This is a genomic window from Pseudomonas sp. zfem002 (assembly GCF_032621685.1).
Taxonomy (GTDB): Bacteria; Pseudomonadota; Gammaproteobacteria; order Pseudomonadales; family Pseudomonadaceae; genus Aquipseudomonas; species Aquipseudomonas japonica.
The window spans coordinates 78350-103358 of record NZ_JAVYJH010000022.1 but is presented as its reverse complement, the minus strand read 5'-3'; the positions used below and the strand labels follow the sequence as shown (position 1 = coordinate 103358).

The 25009-nt window shown below is 64.8% G+C and carries 23 protein-coding genes; 9 read left to right on the top strand and 14 right to left on the bottom strand.

Annotated elements, in window-relative coordinates:
* Nucleotides 1–50: 50 nt before the first annotated feature.
* From RTI28_RS22850 to RTI28_RS22835, 4 genes are read left to right on the top strand one after another with little or no spacing between them, the layout of a single operon-like run.
* The gene (locus tag RTI28_RS22850; RefSeq protein WP_410479032.1) at nt 51–1193 is read left to right on the top strand and encodes an MlaE family lipid ABC transporter permease subunit; all 1143 of its coding nucleotides are present in this window, start codon (nt 51–53) and stop codon (nt 1191–1193) included.
* On the top strand, nt 1190–1984 hold the full coding sequence (locus RTI28_RS22845) for an ABC transporter ATP-binding protein (protein WP_316922555.1): 795 nt from the start codon (nt 1190–1192) through the stop codon (nt 1982–1984). Before RTI28_RS22850 ends, RTI28_RS22845 begins: the two co-directional genes overlap by 4 nt.
* Nucleotide 1985: 1 nt before the next feature.
* Nucleotides 1986–2924 (top strand): MlaD family protein, encoded by a 939-nt coding sequence (locus tag RTI28_RS22840; protein ID WP_316922554.1) that lies wholly within the window; start codon nt 1986–1988, stop codon nt 2922–2924.
* Complete coding sequence (locus tag RTI28_RS22835) at nt 2921–3559, top strand: ABC-type transport auxiliary lipoprotein family protein (RefSeq protein ID WP_316922553.1); 639 nt, start codon at nt 2921–2923, stop codon at nt 3557–3559. Before RTI28_RS22840 ends, RTI28_RS22835 begins: the two co-directional genes overlap by 4 nt.
* Here RTI28_RS22835 and RTI28_RS22830 read toward each other — a convergent pair.
* The 5 genes from RTI28_RS22830 to RTI28_RS22810 form a co-directional block, all read right to left on the bottom strand.
* Nucleotides 3541–4770 (bottom strand): nucleoside recognition domain-containing protein, encoded by a 1230-nt coding sequence (locus RTI28_RS22830; RefSeq protein WP_316922552.1) that lies wholly within the window; start codon nt 4768–4770, stop codon nt 3541–3543. The two genes, RTI28_RS22835 and RTI28_RS22830, sit on opposite strands and share 19 nt — an antisense overlap.
* 242 nt (nt 4771–5012) lie before the next feature.
* Nucleotides 5013–6344, bottom strand: a complete 1332-nt coding sequence (gltP, locus tag RTI28_RS22825; RefSeq protein WP_316922551.1) for a glutamate/aspartate:proton symporter GltP — start codon at nt 6342–6344, stop codon at nt 5013–5015.
* A gap of 734 nt (nt 6345–7078) precedes the next feature.
* Entirely contained in the window at nt 7079–7549 is a 471-nt protein-coding gene (locus RTI28_RS22820) for an inhibitor of vertebrate lysozyme family protein (RefSeq protein ID WP_316922550.1), read from the bottom strand.
* Nucleotides 7550–7553: 4 nt separating this feature from the next.
* Complete coding sequence (locus RTI28_RS22815; RefSeq protein ID WP_042127667.1) at nt 7554–7718, bottom strand: DUF1328 domain-containing protein; 165 nt, start codon at nt 7716–7718, stop codon at nt 7554–7556.
* Between the two features lie 45 nt (nt 7719–7763).
* Nucleotides 7764–8036, bottom strand: coding sequence for a hypothetical protein (locus tag RTI28_RS22810; RefSeq protein WP_316922549.1), 273 nt, complete (start codon nt 8034–8036; stop codon nt 7764–7766).
* A gap of 324 nt (nt 8037–8360) precedes the next feature.
* Between RTI28_RS22810 and algB the strand changes: the two genes are divergently transcribed.
* Entirely contained in the window at nt 8361–9707 is a 1347-nt protein-coding gene (gene algB, locus RTI28_RS22805; protein WP_316922548.1) for a sigma-54-dependent response regulator transcription factor AlgB, read from the top strand.
* The gene (locus RTI28_RS22800; protein WP_316922547.1) at nt 9704–11491 is read left to right on the top strand and encodes an ATP-binding protein; all 1788 of its coding nucleotides are present in this window, start codon (nt 9704–9706) and stop codon (nt 11489–11491) included. The genes algB and RTI28_RS22800 overlap by 4 nt, the downstream gene beginning before the upstream one ends.
* Here RTI28_RS22800 and RTI28_RS22795 read toward each other — a convergent pair whose 3' ends face one another.
* From RTI28_RS22795 to RTI28_RS22765, 7 genes are all read right to left on the bottom strand, one after another.
* The gene (locus RTI28_RS22795; RefSeq protein WP_316922546.1) at nt 11492–13111 is read right to left on the bottom strand and encodes an EAL domain-containing protein; all 1620 of its coding nucleotides are present in this window, start codon (nt 13109–13111) and stop codon (nt 11492–11494) included.
* Nucleotides 13112–13192: 81 nt separating this feature from the next.
* A complete protein-coding gene (locus RTI28_RS22790; protein ID WP_316922545.1) occupies nt 13193–13978 on the bottom strand; it encodes an N-acetylmuramoyl-L-alanine amidase in 786 nt (261 codons plus the stop codon).
* A 64-nt stretch (nt 13979–14042) separates the two neighbouring features.
* The gene (locus tag RTI28_RS22785) at nt 14043–16019 is read right to left on the bottom strand and encodes a diguanylate cyclase (protein WP_316922544.1); all 1977 of its coding nucleotides are present in this window, start codon (nt 16017–16019) and stop codon (nt 14043–14045) included.
* Nucleotides 16020–16033: 14 nt separating this feature from the next.
* Entirely contained in the window at nt 16034–16897 is an 864-nt protein-coding gene (locus tag RTI28_RS22780; RefSeq protein ID WP_316922543.1) for an endonuclease/exonuclease/phosphatase family protein, read from the bottom strand.
* A gap of 12 nt (nt 16898–16909) precedes the next feature.
* Complete coding sequence (gene dsbA, locus RTI28_RS22775; protein WP_316922542.1) at nt 16910–17539, bottom strand: thiol:disulfide interchange protein DsbA; 630 nt, start codon at nt 17537–17539, stop codon at nt 16910–16912.
* Nucleotides 17540–17711: 172 nt separating this feature from the next.
* Nucleotides 17712–18329 carry a c-type cytochrome gene (locus RTI28_RS22770; RefSeq protein WP_316922541.1) on the bottom strand — a complete coding sequence of 206 codons (618 nt, stop codon included), beginning with the start codon at nt 18327–18329 and terminating at the stop codon, nt 17712–17714.
* A 46-nt stretch (nt 18330–18375) separates the two neighbouring features.
* Entirely contained in the window at nt 18376–18666 is a 291-nt protein-coding gene (locus RTI28_RS22765; RefSeq protein ID WP_316922540.1) for a c-type cytochrome, read from the bottom strand.
* A 192-nt stretch (nt 18667–18858) separates the two neighbouring features.
* Between RTI28_RS22765 and yihA the strand changes: the two genes are divergently transcribed.
* Nucleotides 18859–19491, top strand: coding sequence for a ribosome biogenesis GTP-binding protein YihA/YsxC (gene yihA, locus RTI28_RS22760; RefSeq protein WP_316922539.1), 633 nt, complete (start codon nt 18859–18861; stop codon nt 19489–19491).
* A gap of 291 nt (nt 19492–19782) precedes the next feature.
* Here yihA and polA read toward each other — a convergent pair whose 3' ends face one another.
* Nucleotides 19783–22596: a DNA polymerase I gene (polA, locus tag RTI28_RS22755; RefSeq protein WP_316922538.1), complete on the bottom strand. Its 2814-nt coding sequence runs from the start codon at nt 22594–22596 to the stop codon at nt 19783–19785.
* Nucleotides 22597–22670: 74 nt separating this feature from the next.
* Here polA and RTI28_RS22750 point away from each other — a divergent pair, with 74 nt between their 5' ends.
* Both RTI28_RS22750 and RTI28_RS22745 read left to right on the top strand, forming a co-directional pair.
* Nucleotides 22671–22958 (top strand): DUF2782 domain-containing protein, encoded by a 288-nt coding sequence (locus RTI28_RS22750; RefSeq protein WP_316922537.1) that lies wholly within the window; start codon nt 22671–22673, stop codon nt 22956–22958.
* A gap of 63 nt (nt 22959–23021) precedes the next feature.
* On the top strand, nt 23022–23972 hold the full coding sequence (locus RTI28_RS22745) for a homoserine kinase (protein WP_316922536.1): 951 nt from the start codon (nt 23022–23024) through the stop codon (nt 23970–23972).
* Between the two features lie 35 nt (nt 23973–24007).
* Here the strand turns inward: RTI28_RS22745 and RTI28_RS22740 are convergent, their stop codons facing one another.
* On the bottom strand, nt 24008–24946 hold the full coding sequence (locus RTI28_RS22740; protein WP_316922535.1) for a zinc ABC transporter substrate-binding protein: 939 nt from the start codon (nt 24944–24946) through the stop codon (nt 24008–24010).
* Nucleotides 24947–25009: the final 63 nt, after the last annotated feature.

Genomic DNA, 25009 nt, shown 5'->3' with positions numbered 1-25009 from the left:
GCTATGCTCTGAGGCTGCGCAGCGACGTGCCGAAGGAACGCCTGGAGCCTATGACCAGCAACGCCATCCCCGCCAGCGTCACCCTGGATACCCGCAGCAGCCCGAGCTGCCTGCGGCTCAGCGGTGACTGGACCCTGAGCAACTACGCCAGCCTCAAGCACAGCGCCGCCGCCCTCGGCGGCCAATACGACCAGGACACCGCAGTGGACCTGAGCCAGCTCGGCAAGCTCGACACCGCCGGCGCCTCGCTGCTGGTGGAACTGCTCGGCCCGCAACGCCTGGCCCAGCTGGAAGCCGACAGCCCGCTACCGGCGGCCAGCCGCAAGCTGCTGCACAGCGTGCAGGGGTCGCTCGAGGCGTTCTGCATCCCGCCGCGCCATGTCCAGATCCCGGTGCTGACCCAGCTCCTGGCGCGCATCGGTGCGGCGGTGGACACCCTGTACCAGGACAGCCGCCAGCTGCTCGGCTTCATCGGCCTGATCATCGCCACCCTGGCCCGTCGCGCCCTGCAGCCGCGGCGCTGGCGGGTCACTTCGGTGGTCGCCCATATCGAACAGACCGGCCTCGACGCCGCGCCCATCGTCGCCCTGCTGACCTTCCTGGTCGGCGCCGTGGTGGCCTTTCTCGGCGCCACGGTGCTGGCCAGCTTCGGCGCCAGCATCTTCACCGTGGACCTGGTGGCGTTCTCTTTCCTGCGGGAATTCGGCGTGCTGCTCACCGCCATCCTCATGGCCGGTCGCACCGCCAGCGCCTTCACCGCGCAGATCGGCTCGATGAAGGCCAACGAGGAGATCGACGCGATCCGCACCCTCGGTCTCGATCCGGTGGAGCTGCTGGTGATCCCGCGGGTCCTGGCGCTGCTGATCGCCCTGCCGTTGCTGACCTTCCTCGCCATGCTCTGCGGCATCGTCGGCGGTGGCGTGGTCTGCGCGCTGTCGCTGGACATCTCGCCGGCCATGTTCCTCTCGCTGCTGGAAAGCGATATCGGCGTGCAGCACTTCCTCGTCGGCCTGCTCAAGGCGCCGTTCTTCGCTTTCCTGATCGCCGCCATCGGCTGCCTGGAGGGCTTCAAGGTCAGCGGCAGCGCCGAGTCGGTCGGCGCCCACACCACCTCGGCGGTGGTCCAGTCGATTTTCGTGGTGATCATGCTCGACGCCGTGGCCGCGCTGTTCTTCATGGAGATGGGCTGGTGAGCGACGACACCCGGGAAAAAGTCATCGAGGTCCGCGGCCTGTGCAACCGCTTCGGCGCGCAGAGCGTGCACGAGAACCTCGACCTCGACCTGTACCGTGGCGAGATCCTCTCCGTGGTCGGCGGCTCCGGCAGCGGCAAGTCGGTGCTGCTGCGCAGCATCGTCGGCCTGCGCCGGCCCAACGAAGGCCAGGTGCGGGTGTTCGGTGAAGACCTGTCCAGCGCCGACGCGCAGCAGCGCTCGCTGATCGAACGGCGTTTCGGCGTGCTGTTCCAGAAGGGCGCGCTGTTCTCCTCGCTGACCGTGACCGAGAACGTTGCCTTGCCGCTGATCGAGCACGCCGGCCTGAGCCGCGACGACGCCGAGCACCTGGCCGGGGTCAAGCTGGCCCTGGCCGGCCTGCCGCAGTCGGCGGCGGACAAGTTTCCCGCCTCGCTGTCCGGCGGCATGATCAAGCGCGCCGCCCTGGCCCGGGCGCTGGCCCTGGACCCGGACATCCTGTTCCTCGACGAACCCACCGCCGGCCTCGACCCGATCGGCGCCGCGGCCTTCGACCAGTTGATCCTGACCCTGCGCGATGCCCTGGGCCTGAGCGTGTTCCTCATCACCCACGACCTGGACACCCTCTACACCATCAGCGACCGCATTGCCGTGCTGGCGCAGAAGAAAGTGCTGGTGGCCGCGCCGATCGACACCGTGGCGGCGACCGATGACCCGTGGATTCACGAGTATTTCCATGGCCCGCGTGGCCGTGCGGCCTACGCGGCCGCGACAGCGCTGAAGGAGAAGTGAGATGGAAACCCGCGCGCATCATGTACTGATCGGGATGGTCACCGTGCTGGTGGTGGCTGGCGCCATGCTCTTCGGCCTGTGGCTGGCCAAGTCCAGCGTCGACGCGACGTTCAAGGACTACGAGGTGGTGTTCAACGAGGCGGTGACCGGCCTGTCCCGCGGCAGTGCCGTGCAGTACAGCGGGATCAAGGTGGGCGACGTGATGAACCTGCGCCTGGACCCCAACGACCCGCGCCGGGTGCTGGCGCATATCCGCCTCAACGCCGACACCCCGGTCAAGCAGGATACCCAGGCCAAGCTGACGCTCACCGGGGTCACCGGCACCTCGCTGATCCAGCTCAGCGGCGGCACCCCGGACAGCCCGCCGCTGGTGGGCAAGGGCGGCAAGCTGCCGGTGATCGTCGCCTCGCCGTCGCCGATCGCCCGCCTGCTGACCAACAGCAGCGACCTGGTGACCAACATCAACCTGCTGCTGCACAACGCCAACCGGCTGTTCTCCGAAGACAACGTCAACCGCCTCGGCGCCACCCTGGAAAACCTCGAACAGACCACCGGCGCGGTCGCTGCCCAGCGCGAGGACATCAGCCAGGCGATCCGGCAGCTGTCGACCCTCGGCCAGCAGGCCGGCACCGCGCTGCAACAGACCGGTGAGCTGATGCGCAACGCCAACCAGCTGCTCGGCAGCCGTGGCGCGGATATCGCGCAAAGCGCCGATCAGGCCATGAAGTCCCTGGCGCAGAGCACCACGACCCTCAACGCCCTGCTGGAAAGCAATCGCGAAGCCCTCGACAGCGGCGCCCAGGGTTTCCGCGACCTGTCCCCGGCGTTGCGCGAACTGCGCGACACCCTCAATTCGCTCAAGGCCATCTCCCGCCGCCTTGAGGCCAACCCCAGCGGCTACCTGCTCGGCCGTGACCAAAGCAAGGAGTTCGAGCCATGAGCCTCGCCAGCCGCCTGTCCCTGGCCCTGTTGATCAGCTTGAGCAGTGCCTGTTCGATCCTGCCCAAGGCCGAGAACGCCGATGTCTACCGCCTGCCGGCCGCGGCCGTGACGCCATCCGGCGCGGCGCCGGTGAGCTGGTCGCTGCGGGTCAACAAGCCGATCACCAGCGATGCGCTGAACGTGCCGCGCATCGCCGTGGTACCGCAGGGCAACGTGCTCAGCAGCTACAAGGGCGCGCGCTGGACCGATCCGGCCCCGGCGCTGCTGCGCAACCGCCTCCTCGATGCCTTCCAGCGTGACGGGCGGGTGCCGCGCCTGAGCGCCGACGACAGCAACCTGCAATCGGATTTCGAACTGGTGGGCGAGCTGCAGGCCTTCCAGAGCGAATACACGGCCGCGGGCATCGACGTGGTCGTGCGTCTCGATGCGCGCCTGGTGGACGGACGCAGCCAGCGCATGATCGCCAGCCGCATCTTCGAGGTGCGCCAGCCACAGCCCGACAAGAGCGTACCGGCGGTGGTCGCCGGGCTGGGTCAGGCCACCGACCGGCTGAGTGCGCAACTGCTGGACTGGACCCTGAAGCAGGGCGAGCAGTACCCGCGGGCTTCAGGCAATCAGGCGAAGAACCAGTAGCACACGCCGATGGCGCCCAGCACCCCGGCCAGCTCGGCGAGCAGGGCACAGCCCACGGCGTGGCGGGTGCGCTGGATGCCGACCGCACCGAAGTACACCGCCAGCACGTAGAAGGTGGTCTCGGTACTGCCCTGCACCGTGGCCGCCACCAGCGCCGGGAAGCTGTCGACCCCGTGGGTCTGCATGGTCTCGATCAGCATGGCGCGCGCCGCGCTGCCGGAGAACGGCTTGACCAGCGCGGTGGGCAGGGCGTCGACGAAGCGGGTGTCCCAGCCCAGCCATTCCACCGTGTGGCGGATGCCGTCGAGGCCGAACTCCAGCGCCCCGGAGGCACGCAGCACGCCAACCGCACAGAGCATCGCCACCAGGTAGGGCAGCAGGTTCTTGGCCACGTCGAAGCCTTCCTTGGCGCCTTCGACGAAGGTTTCGTACACCTTGACCTTCTTCAGCGCGCCGATCAGCAGGAACAACATGATCAGGCCGAACAGGGTCAGGTTGCCGAGGATCGACGACAGGCTGGCCAGGGCCGCGGCCGACATGCTCGCCAGCAGCGCCATGAACCCGCCGAGCAGCAGCGCGCCCGGCACCAGGTAGGCCAGCACCACTGGGTCCCACAGGCGCAGGCGCTGGACGATGGCCACCGAGAGCAGGCCGACCAGGGTCGAGCAACTGGTGGCGAGCAGGATCGGCAGGAACACCAGGGTCGGGTCCATGGCGCCTTGCTGGGCGCGGTACATGAAGATGGTCACCGGCAGCAGGGTCAGGGACGAGGCGTTGAGTACCAGGAAGAGGATCTGCGCGTTGGTCGCAGTGGTCGGGCTGGGGTTCAGCTCCTGCAACGCGCGCATCGCCTTGAGGCCGATGGGCGTGGCGGCGTTGTCCAGGCCCAGGCCGTTGGCGGCGAAGTTCAGGGTGATCAGGCCGAGGGCCGGGTGCCCGGGCGGGACTTCCGGCATCAGGCGGCGGAACAGCGGGCCGAGGACCTTGGCCAGCCACTCGACGATACCGGCCTGCTCGGCGATCTTGAGAAAGCCCAGCCACAGGGTCAGGGTGCCGAACAGCAGCACCATCACCTCGACCGAGAGCTTGGCCATGGCGAAAATGCTTTCCACCATCGCCGCGAAGATTCCTGCGTTACCCCCTGCCAGCCACTGCGCCAGGGCGGAAATGGCCGCCACCACGAAAAAACCGAGCCAAAGGCCGTTGAGCATTCGAATGTCCCCTTGAAGATGGGCTGAATGATAGCGGAAGCCATGCGCAGAAGTCCGTGCAGGCGCGCGGCGACTGTAGGAGCGAGGCTTGCCCGCGAAGGACCGTGGAACGGTCCCCAATGGCGTTGCTGTCGGGGACCGCTGACGCGGTCCTTCGCGGGCAAGCCACGCTCCTACAGGGGGGTGTCGTGAAGCCAATAAAAAAGCCCCGACGAGTCGGGGCTTTGTTCATCCAGCAAGGCTCAGGAATTGACGGTCTTGCCAGCCGGCGCCGCTTCCTTGCTGCGCCAGTGCGGCAGCGAGTTCCAGTACTTCTGGCCTTTCTCGGCGTCGTACATGCCTTCCCAGCGCGCGATCACCAGTACCGCCAGGGCATTGCCGATCACGTTCAGCGCGGTACGCGCCATGTCCATGATGCGGTCGACACCGGCGATGAAGGCCAGGCCTTCCAGCGGAATACCCACGCTGCCCAGGGTCGCCAGCAGGACCACGAAGGAAACGCCCGGCACGCCGGCGATGCCCTTGGAGGTGACCATCAGGGTCAGGACCAGCAGCAGTTGCTGGCTGATCGACAGGTCGATGCCGTACAGCTGGGCGATGAAGATCGCCGCGATGCTCTGGTACAGGGTCGAACCGTCGAGGTTGAACGAATAGCCGGTCGGTACCACGAAGCTGCAGATGGCCTTCGGCGCGCCATAGGCTTCCATCTTCTCGATGACCCGTGGCAGCACGGTTTCCGAGCTGGCGGTGGAGTAGGCCAGGACCAGCTCGTCCTTGAAGATGCGCATCAGCTTGATGATCGAGAAGCCGAACAGGCGCGCCACCAGGCCCAGCACCATGAAGGCGAAGAAGGCGATGGCGAAGTACACCAGCAGCACCAGCTTGGCCAGCGGCAGCAGCGAGGCGAAGCCGAAGTTGGCGACGGTCACGGCGATCAGGGCGAATACACCGATCGGGGCGTAGTTCATGATCATGTGGGTGACCTTGAACATGGCTTCGGACACGCCCTGGAAGGTCTTCACCAGCGGATCGCGGATTTCCGCGTTGAGGCTCGACAGGCCCAGGCCGAACAGCACCGAGAAGAAGATGATCGGCAGCATTTCACCGCGCATCAGCGCCGCGAAGATGTTCGACGGGATCAGGTTGAGGATGGTCTCGATGAACGCATGCTCGTGCTGAACCTCGGCCGCGGTGGCCTGGTACTTGGAGATGTCCACGGTGCCCAGGGTGCTCATGTCGATGCCGGCGCCCGGGTGGAACAGGTTGGCCAGGACCAGGCCGACCACGATGGCGATGGTGGTGACGATCTCGAAGTAGATGATGGTCTTAAGGCCGATACTGCCAAGTTTCTTCGCGTCGCCAACCCCGGCGATACCCACGATCAGCGAGGAAATCACGATCGGGATGACGATCATCTTGATCAGGCGAATGAAGATGTCACCGGCAGGCTGCAACACGTTGCTGATCCACCATGCCTTTTCCGCACTGAAGTGATTCAGCAGGGCACCGATGGCGATACCCAGGACGAGACCGATGAGGATCTGCCAGGCGAGGCTTAGTTTTGCCTTCTTCATGTCATTACCTTTTTCTTCAAGTGGACACGGGCATTGCGCTGTAACCAGCGTTCCAGAGAGGCTATAAGCCAATCAGGAAACTTCTTCGGCAACAGTCAAGGGCACCGCAGAAGGTCGTCGCGAGCGAACGGAAACGAACGCTGGCTGGCGAAAAAAGGCGCAACTATTCAGGCGGGAGGGGGCTCAGTCTAATGCCGTAAACGAGTGACCTATGCCGAATCGGCATGATCTTTTTATGAAAAAACCTGCGTCTCAGCAGGTTGGCAAAGCGTTGTTCGGAATTCCGAATAGGACCGATCCGCCATATTTCGGCAGATTCACACGGTATACCGACAACAGGATGTGTCAGTGTTCGACAATCCGAATGGGTGAAAATGATCTTTGAGCCGTAGGGAAAATCCGAAAAATATTTTCCCGGACAGACGAGCGGGTGACCGATTTGCCATCTATCGCAAAGGTCAACACCGAAAATGCGGAGGTATGCTGCCGGGACAGTCCGTCGCAGGTATCCCGACCTGCAGGACACCCTGACGGACTCGTTCCCGGCCTTGCTTGCCTGACCCGGCCCTCGGCGGAGGCACTCCTTGTACCCCTAGGCCCCTCCGATCCTGCAACAATCAGAGCGGCCCGGCCCCTTGGTCATGCGCCCACCCTCCTCGGGTGAGCGCAGCATGGAAAGCTGAAAGGGAGAAAGGTTCAGCTTCCTCTAAAGCACCGACACGCCCGGCGGCGCCTCAGTACCAGTTCGGATCACGTTTGAGCTGCTCCCTGAGCATGGCCTGCATGCCCTCGTCGGGTTTGCCCAGCCAGCGATAGTCGGCGTGGCGGGTCGGTGACTTGTCGGCGGGCAGCCCTTCCGGTACTTCCACCAACATGCCGTAGGCCTTGTCCTTGTCCCAACTGAAGGCCACGATCAGACGCTTGTTCAGGCACTTGCCGGCGCTTTCGCAGACCGGTCCCACCAGGTATTTGTCGCCGTCTTCCTCGACCGCGGACATCTGGTGCTCGGAAACCCCGCTCAGATTGATCACCCAATCCGGCAAGCGTTCCTCTTTCCTGACCACGTCCTGCCAGGTTTGCCGATACTCGGGGTCCGAACCGAGCAGTTCGCTGGCCCGGACCTGGCCGTCATTGGCCGCCATTGCCACCGAACCGCCGCCCAGCAACAGGGCGACGGCCAGGGCGTTTCGTATCACGCCTTTCATTGATTCAGCCTCGACCGCGACGACCAAAGAAGAAGGAAGCCACGAACAGCACCAGGAAGATAATGAAGAGGATCTTCGCGATACCGGTAGCGGCGCCGGCGATACCACCGAAGCCCAGCACGGCAGCGACAATGGCGATAATCAGGAAGGTGATGGCCCAACTCAACATGGTGATTCTCCTTCTGTTTTGGAAAAGGTCCTGCTCATCCGCGGCTCAGAACACCCAGCGTTCACGCGGCGCCGTGGTGTCGACGCTGGCGGCCGGAAGTGCCCGTGAGCCCATGACGGGGGCGGTTTGCAAGGGCAGCGCGCGGCTTTCATGAATGCGCACGACCTGGACAGCGAGCTGGCTGTCGACCTGTCTGGCCTGCCAGGCGTGATGCAACTGCCCGGCGACCAGGGTCAACAGCAGCGCCAGGAGCAGAAACAGCGCCTGACGCAAATGATGTGGCGATATAAGCACCAGGGCGGCGGGGGTACGTTTCATGTGCCGGGCTCCTCTTGCTGCATCTTGTTATGACCTGGAAGGGTCATTGCAGCCTGCATGCCAGCCTTTTGAAATCTGATTTATCCTTACAAATCAGATAGTTAGAATTTCTTCCGAAAACAGCCGAAGCGCATCCTGCACGATGCCGCCTTGCGCGGTCGTGCGTTTTGCATGACGAACGAGGTGTTTCTCGCGGCCAGATCCCCGACGGACGGTCGGAAACCGCGAGCTAGCATGCATGGAAAGGAATGAATCAGAATCGACCATGCAACTTGCCCGATTTTTCCGACACTAACCAAGATAATTCCCAAGGAGCGCAGGAAAATGGAGTCAGCCCCGGACCCTCAAGGCCGCATTCTGCTGGTGGACGACGAGTCCGCGATCTTGCGGACCTTCCGTTATTGCCTGGAAGACGAGGGCTACACCGTTGCCACGGCCAACAGCGCCGCGCAGGCCGAGACGCTGCTGCAGCGCCAGGTCTTCGACCTGTGCTTCCTCGATCTGCGCCTGGGTGAGGACAACGGCCTCGACGTCCTCGCGCAGATGCGCATCCAGGCGCCATGGATGCGCGTGGTGATCGTCACCGCCCACTCCGCCGTGGACACCGCCGTGGATGCGATCCAGGCGGGCGCTGCCGATTACCTGGTCAAACCGTGCAGCCCCGACCAGTTGCGCCTGGCCACGGCCAAGCAACTGGAGGTACGGCAGTTGTCGGCGCGCCTGGAGGCGCTGGAAGGCGAGGTGCGCAAACCCAAGGACGGCCTGGACTCCCACAGCCCGGCGATGATGGTGGTGCTGGAAACCGCGCGCCAGGTGGCGACCACCGACGCCAACATTCTGATCCTCGGCGAGTCGGGCACCGGCAAGGGCGAGCTGGCCCGTGCCATCCATGGCTGGAGCAAGCGTGCGCGCAAGGCCTGCGTCACCATCAACTGCCCGTCGCTGACCGCGGAGCTGATGGAAAGCGAGCTGTTCGGCCACAGCCGGGGCGCCTTCACCGGTGCCAGCGAGAGCACCCTGGGGCGGGTCAACCAGGCCGACGGCGGCACCCTTTTCCTCGACGAGATCGGCGACTTCCCCCTGACCCTGCAGCCCAAGCTGCTGCGCTTCATCCAGGACAAGGAATACGAACGGGTCGGCGATCCGGTGACCCGTCGCGCCGATGTGCGCATCCTCGCCGCCACCAACCTGAACCTAGAAGACATGGTCCGCGAGGGCCGCTTCCGCGAAGACCTGCTGTACCGCCTCAATGTCATCACCCTGCACCTGCCACCGCTGCGCGAACGCAGCGAGGACATCCTGACCCTGGCCGAGCGCTTCCTCGCCCGCTTCGTCAAGGAGTACTCGCGACCGGCCCGGGCCTTCAGCGACGAAGCCCGCGCGGCGCTGCTCAACTATCGCTGGCCGGGCAACATCCGCGAACTGCGTAACGTGATCGAGCGGGCCAGCATCATCTGTCCCCAGGAAAAGGTGGAAATCAGCCACCTGGGCATGGCCGAGCAACCCACCAGCAATGCCCCGCGCATCGGCGCCGCGCTGAGCCTGGATGAACTGGAACGCGCGCACATCGGCGCGGTACTGGCGACCAGCGACACCCTCGACCAGGCCGCCAAGACCCTCGGCATCGATGCCTCGACCCTGTACCGCAAGCGCAAGCAGTACAACTTATGAAGTGGGCGATGAAGCTGCGCACGCGGCTTTTCCTCAGTATTTCCGCGCTGATGAGCGTGGCCCTGCTCGGCCTGCTGCTCAGTCTGGTCAGCGTGCAGCAGATGGCCAGCTCGCAGCAGGCGCTGATCCGCAACAACGCCTTCGTCCTCGACATGGGTCTGAAGCTGCGGCAGAACCTCAGCGAGCAACTGACCCAGATCCTCGACGACAGCGCCGACCCGCAGGTCCTCACCCACCTGCAGGAGCAGTTCCAGCAACTGCTCGACGAAGGCCTGCGGCAAGAGGAGCAGGTCGAGGGCAGCAAGGACTTTTCCCGGGCCAACACCGAGTTTCAGAATTTTCTCGCGCGCCTGCGCGAAAGCGCTGCGCCGGCGCGCAGCCTGAGCGTCGACGAACCCCTGGGCCAGGCGTTCAGCGCCCTGCGCGCGACCCTGATCGGCGCGCACAAGCAAGCCGTGGAGCAGATCCGCAGCGCCGAGAAGGTGTCCCGCGATCGCGCGGTGCTGATGTCCGGCGCCCTCGGGCTGATCGGCTTCGCCGTGCTGGCCCTGGGTTTTCTCACCGCCCACGGTATCGCCCGGCGCTTCGGCCAGCCGATCGAGGCGTTGGCCAGCGCCGCCGACCAGGTTGGCCTGGGCAATTTCGACGTGACCCTGCCGGTGACCTCGGCCCTGGAAATCAACCAGCTGAGCAAGCGCTTCAGCCTGATGGCCGAGGCCCTGCGCGCGCACCAGGCGACCAATGTCGACGAACTGCTGGCCGGCCAGCAACGCCTGCAGGCGGTGCTCGACAGCATCGACGACGGCCTGCTGATCATCGACCGCCAGGGCCGCCTGGAACACCTCAACCCGGTGGCCCAGCGCCAGCTGGGCTGGGACGATTCGCGCGCCGGCAGCCGCCTCGGCGAAGCCCTGCAACGCCCCGAGCTGGACCAGCAACTGCACCTGGTCCTGCGCGGCGGCAGCCTGGAGCGGGTGCCGGAAGACCTGCACCTGGAAATCGACAAGGAAACCCGCGTCCTCACCTACAGCCTGACCCCGGTGTGCCACCCGGACGGGCAGATCCTCGGCGCGGTGATGGTGCTCCACGACGTCACCGAGCAGCGCGCCTTCGAACGGGTGCGCAGCGAATTCGTCCTGCGCGCCTCCCACGAGCTGCGCACACCGGTGACCGGCATGCACATGGCGTTCGGCCTGCTGCGCGAACGGGTCAGGTTTCCCGAGCAATCCCGCGAGGGCGATCTGCTCGACACCATCGGCGAAGAAATGCAGCGCCTGACCCAATTGATCAACGACCTGCTGAACTTCTCTCGCTACCAGAGCGGCCAGCAGAAACTGGAGCGCAGCGTCTGCGCGCTCGACGAGTTGCTCGAGCGCGCGCGGACCCGCCATGCCGAGGCCGCCGCGACCCGGCAGATCGACCTGCAGCTGGAACTGGGCACGCCGCTGCCCAGGATCCAGGCCGATATCGCCCAGCTCGACAGGGTCCTCGACAACCTGCTGGACAACGCCATCCGCCACACCGGCAGCGGCGGGCGCATTCGCCTGCAAGCGCGCCGGCATGGCGAGCGGGTGATCATCAGTGTCGAGGACAGCGGCGAAGGCATCGCCTACAGCCAGCAAGGACGAATCTTCGAACCCTTCGTCCAGGTCGGCCGCAAGAAAGGCGGGGCGGGACTGGGCCTGGCCCTGTGCAAGGAAATCGTGCAGTTGCACGGCGGGCGCATGGGCGTCTATTCACGACCGGAACACGGCACCCAGTTCTACATGACGCTGCCGGTCTGATCAGGCCTCATCGTCGATTCGCCGCGGCCCGCGGCGGCGTCCGCGGGTAATCAGCTCGACGAACTGCCGCGCATTCAGCGGGTGGGCGAACAGCCAGCCCTGGCCGTAGTTCACCCCTTCGCTGTTGAGCAGCAGGGCCTGGTCCTCGTACTCGATGCCCTCGGCGATCACCCGCAGCTGCAGGGCATGGGCCATGCGGATGATGTGCGGGGCCACGCCGCTGCTGGCGGCGTCATGGCCGAGGGCATCGATGAAGGCCTTGTCGATCTTCAGGCAATCCACCGGCAGGGTCTGCAGATAGGCGAGACTGCAATAGCCGGTGCCGAAGTCGTCGATCAGCACCTGATGCCCCACCGCGCGCAGGGCCTGCAGGTTGTCGCGGGCGACCACCACGTCGATCAGCCCGCGCTCGGTGACTTCGAAGGCGATCTGGCTGGCCGCGACATGGTGGGCCGCCAGCAGGCGCGCGGCGACTCGGCCGATGCGCGGCACCATCACGTCGCAGGCGGCCAGGTTGACCGAGATGTACAGCTGCGGATTGGCTCGCAGCAACTGCCCCAACTGATCGAAGACCCGCTGCAGGACGAAATCGGTGATCTGGCGAATCTGCCCGGTGTTCTCCGCCAGCGGGATGAACAGCTCCGGGCTGGTCAGGGTGCCGTCCGGGCGCCGCCAGCGCACCAGGGCTTCGGCACCGACGCAGCGGCGGCTGTTCAGCTCGAAGATCGGTTGATACAGCACCTGCAGTTCACCGCGACGCAGCGCGCCCTGCAGCTCCGAACTCATCGAACGGCTCTGTTGCACCAGTTGCAGCACCGCCCAGCCAATGCACCAGGCCAGCAGCAGGCTGCCGGGAAACAGCAGCCAGAGCGCGCCGCTGAGCTTCAGCGGCTGGGTGCTGCGCGGCGCGATCAGGACCAGCTGGTAATCGGGGGACCGCGTCGGCATGCGATAGAGCAGGCGATCGGGCAGCTCGATCAGCGCATCGTTCGACACCGGAGGCCAGGCGACCCCCTCGGGAGGCCAGGGTTGCACCGCGCCCAGTACCGGTACCGCACGCCGGCCACGGTCGAGGACCACCAGCAGACTGCCGCCGGCGGGCAGGTCGACCACATCGGTCAGGTGCCCGCGCGAGGTGGACACGCGAAAGGGGCCGCGCCCGAGGATCAGGGCGGCGCGATTGTCGTCCGGCTCGGTGCTGGTGTTCAGCCAGTAGCTGTAGGTAGGGCCCTGGATATCCGGAGGCGGGAGGGATTCGAAGGTGCGGTCGTCGAGGCGGTTGGAACAGATCTGGTGATTGTCCAGGTACGCCGCCTCGAAGACGAAACGGTTATTGAACGCGACCTGTTGCAGGGCAGAGAGCATTTCGAAGCTGCAACCGCGGGTCGGCTGCGCCTGGAGCTGGTCGACGCCCTGGCGCAACTGGCCGAAGATCTGCTCCAGACGCTCGAGGAAACGCTCGCCACGGGCGTTCATCTGCTCGCTTTCATTGACCTGCAATTGGTGCATGGCCACGCCCAGACTGCCTAACAACAGCAAAATGGCGCTCGCCGAGGCTGCCAGCGTTGCCAGGAGCCAGGGTCGATATAACAGGCCGCGCAGCAGCTGGGCAGGTGACATCGGAAATATCCCGTTGAATACCAGAGGTATAGCAACAGTCCGCGAAGTCAGCCTGCCCGTTTGGCGGGGTTTTGACGGAATTCAGCGCGTGTTGTTCAGCACCTGCAGCATCGCCGCGGTCTGGGCATCGGGTTGCCCGTCGAAACGCTGCGGGCGGAAACGCATCTGGAAGGCGGCGATGACATGCCGGGTAGCCACGTCGTAGACCCCGGTCTGCTCGATGGCATAGCCGAAACGCGCCAGTTGCTGCTGGTACCAGGTGATGCTTGGCGGATTCACCGCGAAGCGCGCCTGCTGCTGCGCCACCGCTCGCGCATCCGGCCAGATGCCCAGGCCCTCGTCGGCCAGGCGCTTCCACGGGAACATCGGACCCGGGTCGAGCTTGCGCAGCGGAGCGATATCGCTGTGGCCGATGATGTGCCGCGGCTGGATGGCGTTGCGCTGGGCGATGTCCTTGAGCAGCAGGATCAACGACTGCACCTGCGCCTCGCTGTACGGATGCCAGACCCGCCCGGTGGGGGTGTCGGTGTAGCCGGGATTGACGATTTCGATACCGATCGAGGTCGAGTTCAGCCAGGTACGGCCTTCCCACTGGCTGTCGCCGGCATGCCAGGCGCGCCGGTTTTCATCGACCAGTTGATAGACGGTGGCATCACGGTCATCGCCGATCAGGTAATGGCTGCTGACCTCGCCGTGGGTCAGCAAGGCCAGCGAACGCTCCAGCGAGGCATTGGTGTAGTGCAGGATGACGAACTGGATGCGGCTGTCCTGGTTGACCGAGGTATGGCTGCGGTCCACGCGCAATTGCGGGCCGCTGCTGCAACCTGCCAGGACCGCGAGCAGGAGAACGGAGAAAAACGCTTTCATGGAAAAGGGGCAACGCCTGAAAAGTCTGCAATGCAATAGCATAACGTACCCCAGGAAAGGCCGCTCAGCCCTGTTCGACGCGATTGCGGCCCAGATGCTTGGCACGGTACAGGGCCTCGTCGGCGCGTTTGAGGACCACATCGCTGCGTTCGCCGGGACGGAACGCGGTGATGCCGACCGACAGCGTGATGGTCACCCGCTCGCCCTTGAAGTGGAACGGACAGGCCTCCACCGCCGCGCGCAGGCTTTCCGCCAACTGTAGACCACCGGCAAGCGCCGTCTGCGGGATCAGCAGGACGAATTCCTCGCCGCCGAAACGGGCGATGAAATCCCGCGCGCGCAGGCGCTTGCGCAATTCATTGGCGACGATCTTCAGCACCTTGTCGCCGGCCAGGTGGCCGTAGCTGTCGTTGATGCGCTTGAAATGGTCGAGGTCGAGGATCGCCATCAGCAGGTGACCGCCTTTTTCCTGCCACTCACCGAGTTCGAGGTCCAGACGCTCGGACCAGGCCGCGCGGTTGGGCAAGCCGGTCAGCGGATCGACCAGGGCTTTCTGCCGCTGCTCTTCCAGGTGCTCGCGGTAGCCCTGGGCTTCCTGCTCCATGTGCGCGACCCGCTCGGACAAGCCCTTGAGCCGCGTGGCCATTTCCTGCTCACGCTGATCGCGCTGCTGCTGATGCTCGTCCATGGTGCCGAGCAGTCCTTCGAGACGGCCTTCCAGCACATGCTTGAGGCTGTCCAGGTCGGCCGCGCCCTGCACGCTGCTGTGCAGGCCGTCGACCTGCTCGCGCAACTGGCTGTTCAGGTCGCGTTCGGCGGACTGGTTGTCGGCATGGCCTTCGCTGGCTTCCTGCAGATGGCTCTGGAACGACTCCAGGCGTTCGTTGAGCTGTTGCAGGTAGGCTTCGAATTCGTGCTGGCCGCTGTCGGTGATCGCCAGCATCAGCACCGCCAGGTCGTCCAGCACCGGCAGCAGCTCGTACCAGTTCAGGCCATGCTCCAGGCGTTCGCGCATCGACTCCGCCTGGGGCCGATGGCGCTCGGGCAGGCTGAGGTCGTCGAGCAGGCCGAGGAGGGTGTCCTCGATATGGGCCGCGACCGAACTGTAGGTCGGTTCGGTGCCGTCCGGGAGGGAATACAGCAGTTCCTCCGGGGTCATCTGCGCTTCGGCGGCTTCTTCGGGCTCGGGTTCGGGCTCGCCGGGTTCCACGGCGTCGGCGTCGGCATCAACGGCAGCGGGGGGCGGCTCGGTTTGCGCCTCGGCCTGGGGCTCAGGCTCGGCAACGCTCGGCGCGACCTCGACCGCGGCGGGCTCCTCGCGTACCGGCTCGATCAGCACCATCGGCTCGGCTTCGACCAGCGCCGGGCCCGCATGCCGCGACTCGGGAATGTCGAGCGCACGAGGCGCCGGCTTCAGTTCATCGACATCGGCGATGGCAAGCGCCTCGGCCTGACGCGCGACCACGGGCTGCACCTGGTCCTGCGCAGCGTATTCCGCGGCAGGCTCGGCAACGGCATCACGCCCACCGAACAGACGTTGCAGGAAGCCAGGCCGGTTGTGCTCTTCCGGATGGGTCAGTGCACCCAGCGCCTCGGCCTGCAACTTGCTCAGTTCGCTCAACAGCAGCGGGACTTCCCGCGACTGGCTGGCACGGGCTTCGACCTGCTTGCCGAGTTTCTTCAGCGGCCGCCGCACTTCGCTGGGCAGCGACAGCACCTGCAACTGGTTGACCAGCGAGGCAAGCGCGGTGGACACCTGGGATACCCGGGTCGCACGGCGCTGCTCGGAATCGAGCACGGCCTTTTCCAGACGGGGGATCAGGCCGGCTAGCGCGGCGTCCATGTTGTCGGTGCGGATGACATCGCGCATTTCCTTCATGCACTCGTCGACCACCCGATCGCTGCCTTCGGCGGCCAGGGTGCTGCGCACGAGACCGCGACGCAGCAGGTCGAGGCGAGCCTCCCAACGGCGTTCCAGCTTTTCCTGCTGTTCGATGCTCTTGAGGTATTTCTCTTTCCAGCGCTGTGCTTCGTCGCTCATGCCCGGGCCCGCAATCAGGGGGACTGACGCAAAACCGGAAGCGTATCCACAGTCAGTGCATCAGGCAAACGAATCTCAACCGCGACCGGCAAATGATCGGAAATCGGCTGGGAAAGAACCTCGACGCGCTCCAGGGTCAGGCTGGGGCTCAACAGAATGTGATCCAGGCAGCGCTGCGGTCGCCAGCTGGGGAAAGTCGCTTCGACCTGCGGCGCGATCAGGCCGAGGTCGCGCAGGGGCGAGTGCTGCAGCAGATCAGTGGCGTGGGTGTTCATGTCGCCCATCAGCACCTGGTGCCGATAGCCGCCGATCAGTTCGCGGATATAGGCCAGTTGCCGGGCACGGGTCCTGGCACCCAGGGCGAGGTGCATCATGACCACGACCAGGGCATCCTCACCTTCGCCGAAACGGACCAGGATCGCCCCGCGTCCGGCCGGGCCGGGCAGCGGGTGATCTTCGAGCAGGTGCGGTTTCAGGCGGCTGAGCACGCCATTGCTGTGCTGGGCGAAACGCCCGAGATTGCGGTTGAGCTGCTGGTACCAGTAGGGGAAGGCGCCGAGATGGGCCAGGTGCTCGACCTGGTTGACGTAGCCCGAACGCAGGCTGCCGCCATCGGCCTCCTGCAGGGCGACCAGATCGAAGTCGTTGAGCAGTTGGCCGATCTTCTGCAGGTTGCCGGCGCGCCCGGTGTGCGGCAGCAGGTGCTGCCAGCTGCGGGTCACGTAGTGACGGTAACGCTCGGTGCTGATCCCGACCTGGATATTGAAGCTGAGCAGGCGCAGGCGACCGTCCCGGGGCAGGTTGTCCTCGCCCACATGGTGCTCGTTGACTCGCGGGTCGCACAGACCGACGACCCGCTCGCTTCTCCAGCGTGCCATGGCAGTCGCCGCTTACTTCGCGGCGCGCTCCTTGGCGATCAGCTGGTCGGCGACATTCAGCACGCCTTCCGGACCGCCGGCGGTGCCCAGGTCGAAGCGGTACTTGCCGTTGACCACCATGCTCGGAACGCCAGTGATTTCGTACTTCTTCGCCAGTTCCTTGGCCTGGTTGACCTGGCCCTTGATGGCGAACGAGTTGAAGGTGGCGAGGAACTTGTCCTTGGCCACGCCCTGGGTTTCCAGGAACTCGGCCATTTCCTCGGGCTTGGTCAGGCGCTTGTGCTGGTTCTGGATGGCATCGAACACCGCGGCGTGGACCTTGTGCTCGACGCCCATGGCTTCGAGGGTCAGGAACATCTGGCCGTGGGCATCCCATGGGCCGCCGAACATGGCCGGCACGCGCTTGAAGTTGACGTCGGCGGGCAGCTTGTCGATCCACGGGTTGATGGTCGGCTCGAAGTGATAGCAGTGCGGGCAGCCGTACCAGAACAGCTCGACGACCTCGATCTTGCCGGGCTGGGACACCGGCACCGGGTTGCTCAGCTCGATGTATTCCTTGCCCGCGACCGGCTCCGCGGCCTGGGCAGTCATACCGAAGACGCTGGCGGCCACCAGCGCGGCGCTGAGAATCAGATTACGCATGCTTTACTCCTGAGCAGTCTTTGAGTCGCCCTTGAACGACGTGTCTTCTGACAGGCCAAGGCGGGTTCGAGTTCGTAAGTGTAACGGCAGAAACCATAAAAAAGGGCGGCCGAAGCCACCCTTTTCATGTTTGCGACGCGCCATTAACGCAGCGTTAACGTGCCTGCCCGGATCAGTGCAGACCCTGGATGTAGCTGGCCAGTGCCTGGATGTCCTTGTTGCTCAGCTTGGAGGCGATGGTGCGCATGGTGGTGGCATCGCCATCGTTGCTGCGGTCGCCTTCGCGGAAGTCGGTCAGTTGCTTGGTGACGTACTGCGCGTGCTGCCCGCCCAGGTGCGGGAAGCCGGCCGCGGCGAGGCCAGCGCCGTTCGGCGAGTGGCAGCCGGTGCATGCCGGCAGGCCTTTCTGCAGGTCACCGCCGTTGAACAGCGCGCGACCACGTTCGACCAGCGCCGGGTCGGCGGCGCCAACGCTGCCTTTCTGGCTGGCGAAGTAGGCGGCGATATCGGCGAAATCCTGATCGTTGAGGTTGGTCAGCAGGCCGGTCATTTCCAGGACGGTGCGCTTGCCCGACTTGATGTCGTTGAGCTGTTTGATCAGGTAACGCTCACCCTGACCGGCAAGTTTGGGGAAGTTCGGGGCCATGCTGTTGCCGTCCGGGCTGTGACAAGCCCCGCAAACGGCCGTTTTTGCCTGTCCGGCAGCCGCATCGCCAACGATAGTGCCAGCGGCATTGGCGCCGCCTGTAACGCCCAGGGTCAACAGCAGACTCACGATAAGTTTGTTCATCAGCTAATCCAACTACGGCTAAGGGTGAAAGAGTTATGTATCGGGCCTACCGGCTCATCCAGCGGATGAGTGCCTGGTAGTCCTCGGCACTGCAGTCCATGCACAATCCACGCGGTGGCATAGCCTTGAAACCCCGGGTTACGTGCCCGACCAATATCTCCATACCCTGCGCCAGCCTTGGCTCCCAGGCTGCACGGTCACCCGCTTGCGGGGCCTGTGGCAGCTGCCCGGCGTGACAGGCCGCACACGTGCGGTTGTACAACGCCTCGGGATCCTGTGTAGCCTGAGCGCTGGAAAACGGTATCAAGACACCGATTGCAAGCAGCCATTTCGTCATCGAACGACCCTTCAGGGTTGGGGACTCATTGCGTTCTGTTGCGCAACCTTTAAAGTCTGGGCCCCCGTGCACATCGTCCTACGCTGGGATAATGCGCACACAAAATCTAGGGCATTATATACTCCCGTTGCCGAAACGGAAACGACACCACCTGCCGCACCCACCCCGGGCAACGCTCACTTCGGACATCCCATGCAAGTCAAAAACCCCATCCTCGGACTTTGCCAGACGGCAAGATTCGCCCTCAGTGCCGCCAAGGTCGACCAGTGTCCGCCTGACCAAGGCTACGAAGTCGCCTTCGCCGGGCGCTCCAACGCCGGCAAGTCCAGCGCGCTCAACACCCTGACCCACGCCAGCCTGGCGCGCACTTCGAAAACCCCGGGCCGGACCCAGTTGTTGAACTTCTTCAGTCTGGACGACGATCGGCGTCTGGTCGACCTGCCGGGCTACGGATATGCGAAAGTGCCGATTCCGCTCAAGCAGCACTGGCAGCGCCACCTGGAGGCCTACCTGGGCAGCCGCGAGGCCTTGAAGGGTCTGATCCTGATGATGGACGTGCGCCATCCGATGACCGACTTCGACAAGATGATGCTCGACTGGTCGAAAGCCAGCGGCATGCCGATGCACATCCTGCTGACCAAGGCCGACAAGCTGACCTTCGGCGCGGCCAAGAACACCCTGCTCAAGGTGCAGTCGGAAATCCGCAAGGGCTGGGGCGACAGCATCACCATCCAGCTGTTCTCGGCACCCAAGCGCCAGGGCCTGGAAGAAGCCTACGGCGTCCTCGCACGCTGGCTGGAACTGGCTGACAAGCCCGCGGAATAAGGGCTGCCCGGCAAATTCCGGGCAAAAAAAACCCCGGACTTCGTATGGGGAGGGGGAAGTTCGGGGTTCAAGTTCCGAACCGCTAGGGCGGGGTTCGGATATCTGCCAACACTTAACACAACATAGGAGCATTGAAGGGCTTCACCAGCCATTCAGTACCTCTGAGTGTCGGTTCACCGGATTAGTTCCGGGGGCGTTGAAACTATTTGCGATAAGTAGGAAATCTCTTAATGCCCGACCTTTTCAGTCGGGCAATGCCGCGACCTTATGTCGCAGCAGTTCCCTGCAAGATCAGTGCGCTTCGTCCCAGTTCGCCCCCACACCCACATCCACCAGCAACGGCACGTCCAGTTGCGCGGCGTTGCTCATGTGCGGGCGGATTTCCTCGCGAACGCGCTCGACCAGATCCTCGCGCACTTCCAGCACCAGTTCGTCGTGCACCTGGAGAATGACCCGGGCATCCAGTCCGGAGCTTTCCAGCCAGTTGTCCACGGCGACCATGGCGCGCTTGATGATGTCCGCCGCGGTGCCCTGCATCGGCGCGTTGATCGCCGTGCGCTCGGCCCCGGCGCGCTCCACCGGACGACTGGAGTTGATCGCCGGCAGGTACAGGCGGCGACCGAACAGGGTTTCCACGAAGCCCTGTTCCGCAGCCTGCTTGCGGGTACTCTCCATGTACTCGCGAACCCCTGGGTAGCGGGCGAAGTAGGCATCGATATAGGCCTTGGCCTGCTTGGTTTCGACGCCGATGTCCTTGCCGAGTTTCTTCGCCCCCATGCCGTAGATCAGACCGAAGTTGATCGCCTTGGCGCTGCGGCGCTGGTCGGACGTCACCTGGTCCAGCGCCACGTTGAACACTTCCGCGGCCGTCGCGGTGTGCACGTCCAGGCCGTCGCGGAAGGCGCTCATCAAGCCTTCGTCGCGGGACAGGTGGGCCATGATGCGCAGCTCGATCTGCGAGTAGTCGGCCGCCAGCAGCTTGTAGCCGGGCGGTGCGATGAAGGCCTGGCGAATGCGCCGGCCTTCGGCAGTGCGCGCCGGGATGTTCTGCAGGTTCGGATCGCTGGACGACAGCCGCCCGGTGGCTGCCACCGCCTGGCCGTAGGAGGTGTGGATCCGCTGGGTACGCGGGTTGATCTGCTCCGGCAGGCGATCGGTGTAGGTGCTCTTCAGCTTGCTCAGCGAGCGGTACTGCATGAGCACCCGCGGCAGCGGATAACCTTCTTCGGCCAGTTCGTCCAGCACTTCCTCGGCGGTGGACGGCTGGCCCTTGGCGGTCTTCTTCAGTACCGGCAGGCCGAACTTGTCATAGAGGATGGCGCCCAGCTGACGCGGCGAACCCAGGTTGAACGGTTCGCCCGCCAGCTCGATGGCCTCGCGCTCCAGTTCGGCCATCTTGTCGCCCAGTTCCTGGCTCTGGATCTTCAGCAGCTCGGGATCCACCAGCGCGCCCTGGCGCTCGATGCGCGCCAGTACCGGCACCAGCGGCATCTCGATATCGGTCAGGACGCTGGCCAGGCTCGGGATCGCCTGCAACTGCGGGAACAGGGCCTGGTGCAAGCGCAGGGTCACGTCGGCGTCTTCGGCGGCATAGGGACCGGCCTTGTCCAGGTGGATCTGGTCGAAGGTCACTTGCTTGGCGCCCTTGCCGGCGATGTCCTCGAACTTCACCGTGGTGTAGTCCAGGTACTTCTTGGCCAGGCTGTCCATGTCGTGGCGGGTCGCCGTGGCGTTGAGCACGTAGGATTCGAGCATGGTGTCGAAGGCGATGCCACGCACGCTGATACCGTTGGCCTGGTCGCCGTCGATGGCGCAGTTGGCCAGGATGTTCATGTCGAACTTGGCGTGCTGGCCGACCTTGAGTTTGGTCGGGTCTTCCAGCAGCGGCTTCAGGGCCTTCAGTACCGCGTTGCGGTCCAGCTGAACCGGGGCATCGGCGTAGCTGTGGGTGAGCGGGACATAGGCCGCTTCATGGGCCTTCACCGCAAAGGACACCCCGACCAGCTGCGCCTGGTGCGCGTCGATGCCGGTGGTTTCGGTATCGAAGGCGAACAGCGGGGCGTTCTTGAGTTTCTCCAGCCAGGCGTCGAAACGGGCCTGGTCGAGGATGGTCTCGTACACGGGCTCGACCGGCACCACGACTTCGGCCACCACCACCGCCTCCTCACTGACCGCAGCCACGGTCAGGTCCAGCACCGCCGCCGGAGCCGGTTGCGCGGCACGCCGGGCCTCACGCTCGAGCTCGTCGATCCAGCCCTTGAATTCCAGCAGGGTGTACAGCTCCAGCAGCTTGTCGCGGTCCGGCTCGCCCAGGTGCAGGTCTTCGAGACCGACATTCAGCTCGACGTCGCACTTGATGGTCGCCAGCTGATAGGACAGGAACGCCAGCTCCTTGCTTTCCAGGAGCTTGGCCGGCAGGGTCTTGGCGCCGCGGATGGGCAGGGTCGGGACCAGGTCGAGGTTGTCGTAGAGTTCCTTGATGCCGCCATTCACGCCGATCAGCAGGCCGACGGCGGTTTTCTCGCCGACACCCTTGACCCCGGGGATGTTGTCCGCGGTGTCGCCCATCAGCGCCAGCAGGTCGATGATCTGCTCCGGAGCGACGCCGAATTTCCCTTTTACGCCTTCGATATCCAGCACGGTTCCGGTCATGGTGTTGACCAGCGTAACGTGCTCGTCCACCAGTTGGGCCATGTCCTTGTCGCCGGTGGAGACCACCACCGGACGGGCCGCCGCGGCGCTGCTGCGGGCCAGGGTGCCGATCACGTCGTCGGCCTCGACACCCTCCACGCACAGCAGCGGGAAGCCCAGGGCGCGCACCGCGGCGTGCAGCGGTTCGATCTGCACGCGCATGTCGTCGGGCATGCTCGGGCGGTTGGCCTTGTAGTCGGCGAACAGCTCGTCGCGGAAGGTCCCGCCCTTGGCGTCGAACACCACGGCAAACGGGCTGTCCGGATACTGCTTGCGCAGGCTCCTGAGCATGTTCAGCACACCCTTGACCGCACCGGACGGCATGCCCTTCGAGGTGGTCAGCGGCGGCAGCGCGTGGAAGGCACGGTAGAGGTACGAAGAACCGTCCACCAGGACGAGGGGGGTTTGGCTCATGAGCGGAATCAACCTTTTCGACGGGCCCGGCGCTAGAATGTCCGGATCATTGACGACAAAGGGACAAGGTTATCATGGGTACATTAAATCGCCTGTTGTTGCTCGGCCTGCTGGTTGCCACGCCTGTCGTCGCCCTGGCAGCGGACGATGCACCCTCCGCCGAGCCGGAAGTAACCATTCGCCAGGAAGGTGACAAAACCATTCAGGAATACCGTCAGAACGGCTTCCTGTACGCGATCAAGGTCACACCGAAGAACGGCAAGCCGTACTTCCTGGTGCGTGCCGACGGTAGCGACGCCAATTTCATCCGGTCCGACCAGCCCGACATGCTGATTCCTTCGTGGAAGATCTTCGAGTGGTGATGCGGGCCTTTAACATCCACCCGGCACGTCGCGAGGACGTGCCTGCATGAGCCGTTTTTGACCATGTCTGTGTTCACCCCCCTGACCCGGCCCGAGCTGGAAACCTTTCTGGCCCCCTATGGACTGGGCCGCCTGCTGGACTTCCAGGGCATCGCCGCCGGTACCGAGAACAGCAACTTCTTCATCAGCCTCGAACAGGGGGAGTTCGTACTGACGCTGGTGGAGCGCGGACCGATCCAGGACCTGCCGTTCTTCATCGAACTGCTCGATGTGCTCCACGAAGCCGACCTGCCGGTGCCCTACGCCCTGCGTACTACCGACGGCGTGGCCCTGCGCGAACTGGCCGGCAAGCCGGCGCTGCTGCAACCGCGCCTGGCGGGCAGGCACATCAAGGCGCCGAATGCCCAGCATTGCGTGCAGATCGCGGAGTTCATGGCTCATCTGCACCTGGCGACCCGCGACAAGGTGCTGGAACGCAAGACCGACCGTGGCCTGGACTGGATGCTGGAAGCCGGCAACGAGCTGATGGCGCGCCTGACGCCTGCACAGCAGGCGCTGCTCAAGGGCAGCCTGGAGGAGATCAGCGTCAATCATGCGCGGATCATGGCGCTGCCACGGGCCAACGTGCATGCCGACCTGTTCCGCGACAACACCATGTTCGAAGGCACCCACCTGACCGGGGTGATCGACTTCTACAACGCCTGCTCCGGCCCGATGCTGTACGACCTGGCGATCACCCTGAACGACTGGTGCTGCGACGAGGCCGGCAACATCGACGCGCAACTCGCCCGGGCCTTCCTGGGTGCCTACGCGGCGCTGCGACCGTTCACCGCGGCGGAAGCCGAGCTGTGGCCGGTGATGTTGCGGGTGGCGTGCGTGAGGTTCTGGCTGTCGCGCTTGATCGCGGCGGAATCGTTCGCCGGGATGGATGTGCTGATCCATGATCCGGCGGAGTTCGAGGTGCGGTTGGCGGCGCGACAGAATGTCGAAGTGATGTTGCCGTTCGCACTTTGATCCATTGGGGCTGCTTTGCAGCCCCAACCCAGGCGCTACAGGCTTTCCAGGCACCCCGCCAGGCCATTCCCCAGGTTATCCAGCAGCGTCTCGTAGCCCTTGGCATCCACCGCCAGGGTCCCGCCCAGCGCATCCAGCTCGGCCAGTTTCACCGGCAACCCGGCCGTCAGGGTCTCGGCCAGACGCGGGCGCAGCGGCGGCTCGCTGAACACACAGGTCTTGCCCGCTTCCTGCAGACGCTTGCGCATCGCCGCCACATGCTGGGCCCCCGGCTGCACTTCCGCGGCCACGCTGAACACCCCGGCATGCTTGAGGCCATAGGTCGACTCGAAGTAGTCGAACGCCTCGTGGAAAACGAAGAACGGCTTGCCCGCCACCCCGGCCATGCGCGTCTTGAGGCGCTGGTCCAGCGCGTCGAGACGCTCGCCGAAGGCCTTCAGGTTGCTCTGGTAACGCGCCGCGTTGGCCGGATCGACCGCGCTCAGGTCGCTGGCCATGCGCGCCGCGATCACCCGGGCGTTGACCGTCGACAGCCACAGGTGCGCATCGAGGCTGCCGGGACGGTGGTCATGATCGTGCTCGTCAGGGTCGTCGCCGTGCTCTTCGTGTTCCTCGTGGGAGTGGCTGTCCTCGCCGAAGTGACGCAGGCTCATCCCCGGCAGGCTCTGCACCGCCACGCTGGGCTTGCCGCGACTGCCCAGGACGCGCGGCAGGAAACCTTCCATGTCCGGGCCGATCCAGTACAGCAGATCGACCTCGGCCACCCGCCGTACATCGGACGGGCGCAGCGCGTAATGGTGGGGCGAAGCGCCCGGCGGCAGCAGCACTTCCGGCCGGCCGACGCCGTCCTGAACCGCCGCAGCAATCAGTTGCAGCGGCTGGATGCTGGTCAGTACCCGGACCTCGGCGCGGGCCGGAGCCAGCACGACCAGCGTTGAGACAAAAGCGACAAAAAGGGCAAAAAATCGGGACACGATGAGCGCTCATTGATGCAAGAACAGGTAACATAATAACGTCTCTCACCAGAACCGTCGCCG

Coding starts and splice junctions, on each gene's coding strand:
- RTI28_RS22820 (WP_316922550.1), bottom strand. CDS start 7,549: ATGAAAGGCGTGATACGAAACGCCCTGGCCGTCGCCCTGTTGCTGGGC.
- RTI28_RS22840 (WP_316922554.1), top strand. CDS start 1,986: ATGGAAACCCGCGCGCATCATGTACTGATCGGGATGGTCACCGTGCTG.
- dsbA (WP_316922542.1), bottom strand. CDS start 17,539: ATGCGTAATCTGATTCTCAGCGCCGCGCTGGTGGCCGCCAGCGTCTTC.
- RTI28_RS22780 (WP_316922543.1), bottom strand. CDS start 16,897: ATGGCACGCTGGAGAAGCGAGCGGGTCGTCGGTCTGTGCGACCCGCGA.
- RTI28_RS22795 (WP_316922546.1), bottom strand. CDS start 13,111: ATGTCACCTGCCCAGCTGCTGCGCGGCCTGTTATATCGACCCTGGCTC.
- algB (WP_316922548.1), top strand. CDS start 8,361: ATGGAGTCAGCCCCGGACCCTCAAGGCCGCATTCTGCTGGTGGACGAC.
- RTI28_RS22810 (WP_316922549.1), bottom strand. CDS start 8,036: ATGAAACGTACCCCCGCCGCCCTGGTGCTTATATCGCCACATCATTTG.
- RTI28_RS22745 (WP_316922536.1), top strand. CDS start 23,022: ATGTCTGTGTTCACCCCCCTGACCCGGCCCGAGCTGGAAACCTTTCTG.
- gltP (WP_316922551.1), bottom strand. CDS start 6,344: ATGAAGAAGGCAAAACTAAGCCTCGCCTGGCAGATCCTCATCGGTCTC.
- RTI28_RS22835 (WP_316922553.1), top strand. CDS start 2,921: ATGAGCCTCGCCAGCCGCCTGTCCCTGGCCCTGTTGATCAGCTTGAGC.
- RTI28_RS22785 (WP_316922544.1), bottom strand. CDS start 16,019: ATGAGCGACGAAGCACAGCGCTGGAAAGAGAAATACCTCAAGAGCATC.
- RTI28_RS22765 (WP_316922540.1), bottom strand. CDS start 18,666: ATGACGAAATGGCTGCTTGCAATCGGTGTCTTGATACCGTTTTCCAGC.
- RTI28_RS22770 (WP_316922541.1), bottom strand. CDS start 18,329: ATGAACAAACTTATCGTGAGTCTGCTGTTGACCCTGGGCGTTACAGGC.
- RTI28_RS22815 (WP_042127667.1), bottom strand. CDS start 7,718: ATGTTGAGTTGGGCCATCACCTTCCTGATTATCGCCATTGTCGCTGCC.
- RTI28_RS22750 (WP_316922537.1), top strand. CDS start 22,671: ATGGGTACATTAAATCGCCTGTTGTTGCTCGGCCTGCTGGTTGCCACG.
- RTI28_RS22830 (WP_316922552.1), bottom strand. CDS start 4,770: ATGCTCAACGGCCTTTGGCTCGGTTTTTTCGTGGTGGCGGCCATTTCC.
- polA (WP_316922538.1), bottom strand. CDS start 22,596: ATGAGCCAAACCCCCCTCGTCCTGGTGGACGGTTCTTCGTACCTCTAC.
- RTI28_RS22850 (WP_410479032.1), top strand. CDS start 51: ATGACCAGCAACGCCATCCCCGCCAGCGTCACCCTGGATACCCGCAGC.
- yihA (WP_316922539.1), top strand. CDS start 18,859: ATGCAAGTCAAAAACCCCATCCTCGGACTTTGCCAGACGGCAAGATTC.
- RTI28_RS22790 (WP_316922545.1), bottom strand. CDS start 13,978: ATGAAAGCGTTTTTCTCCGTTCTCCTGCTCGCGGTCCTGGCAGGTTGC.
- RTI28_RS22800 (WP_316922547.1), top strand. CDS start 9,704: ATGAAGTGGGCGATGAAGCTGCGCACGCGGCTTTTCCTCAGTATTTCC.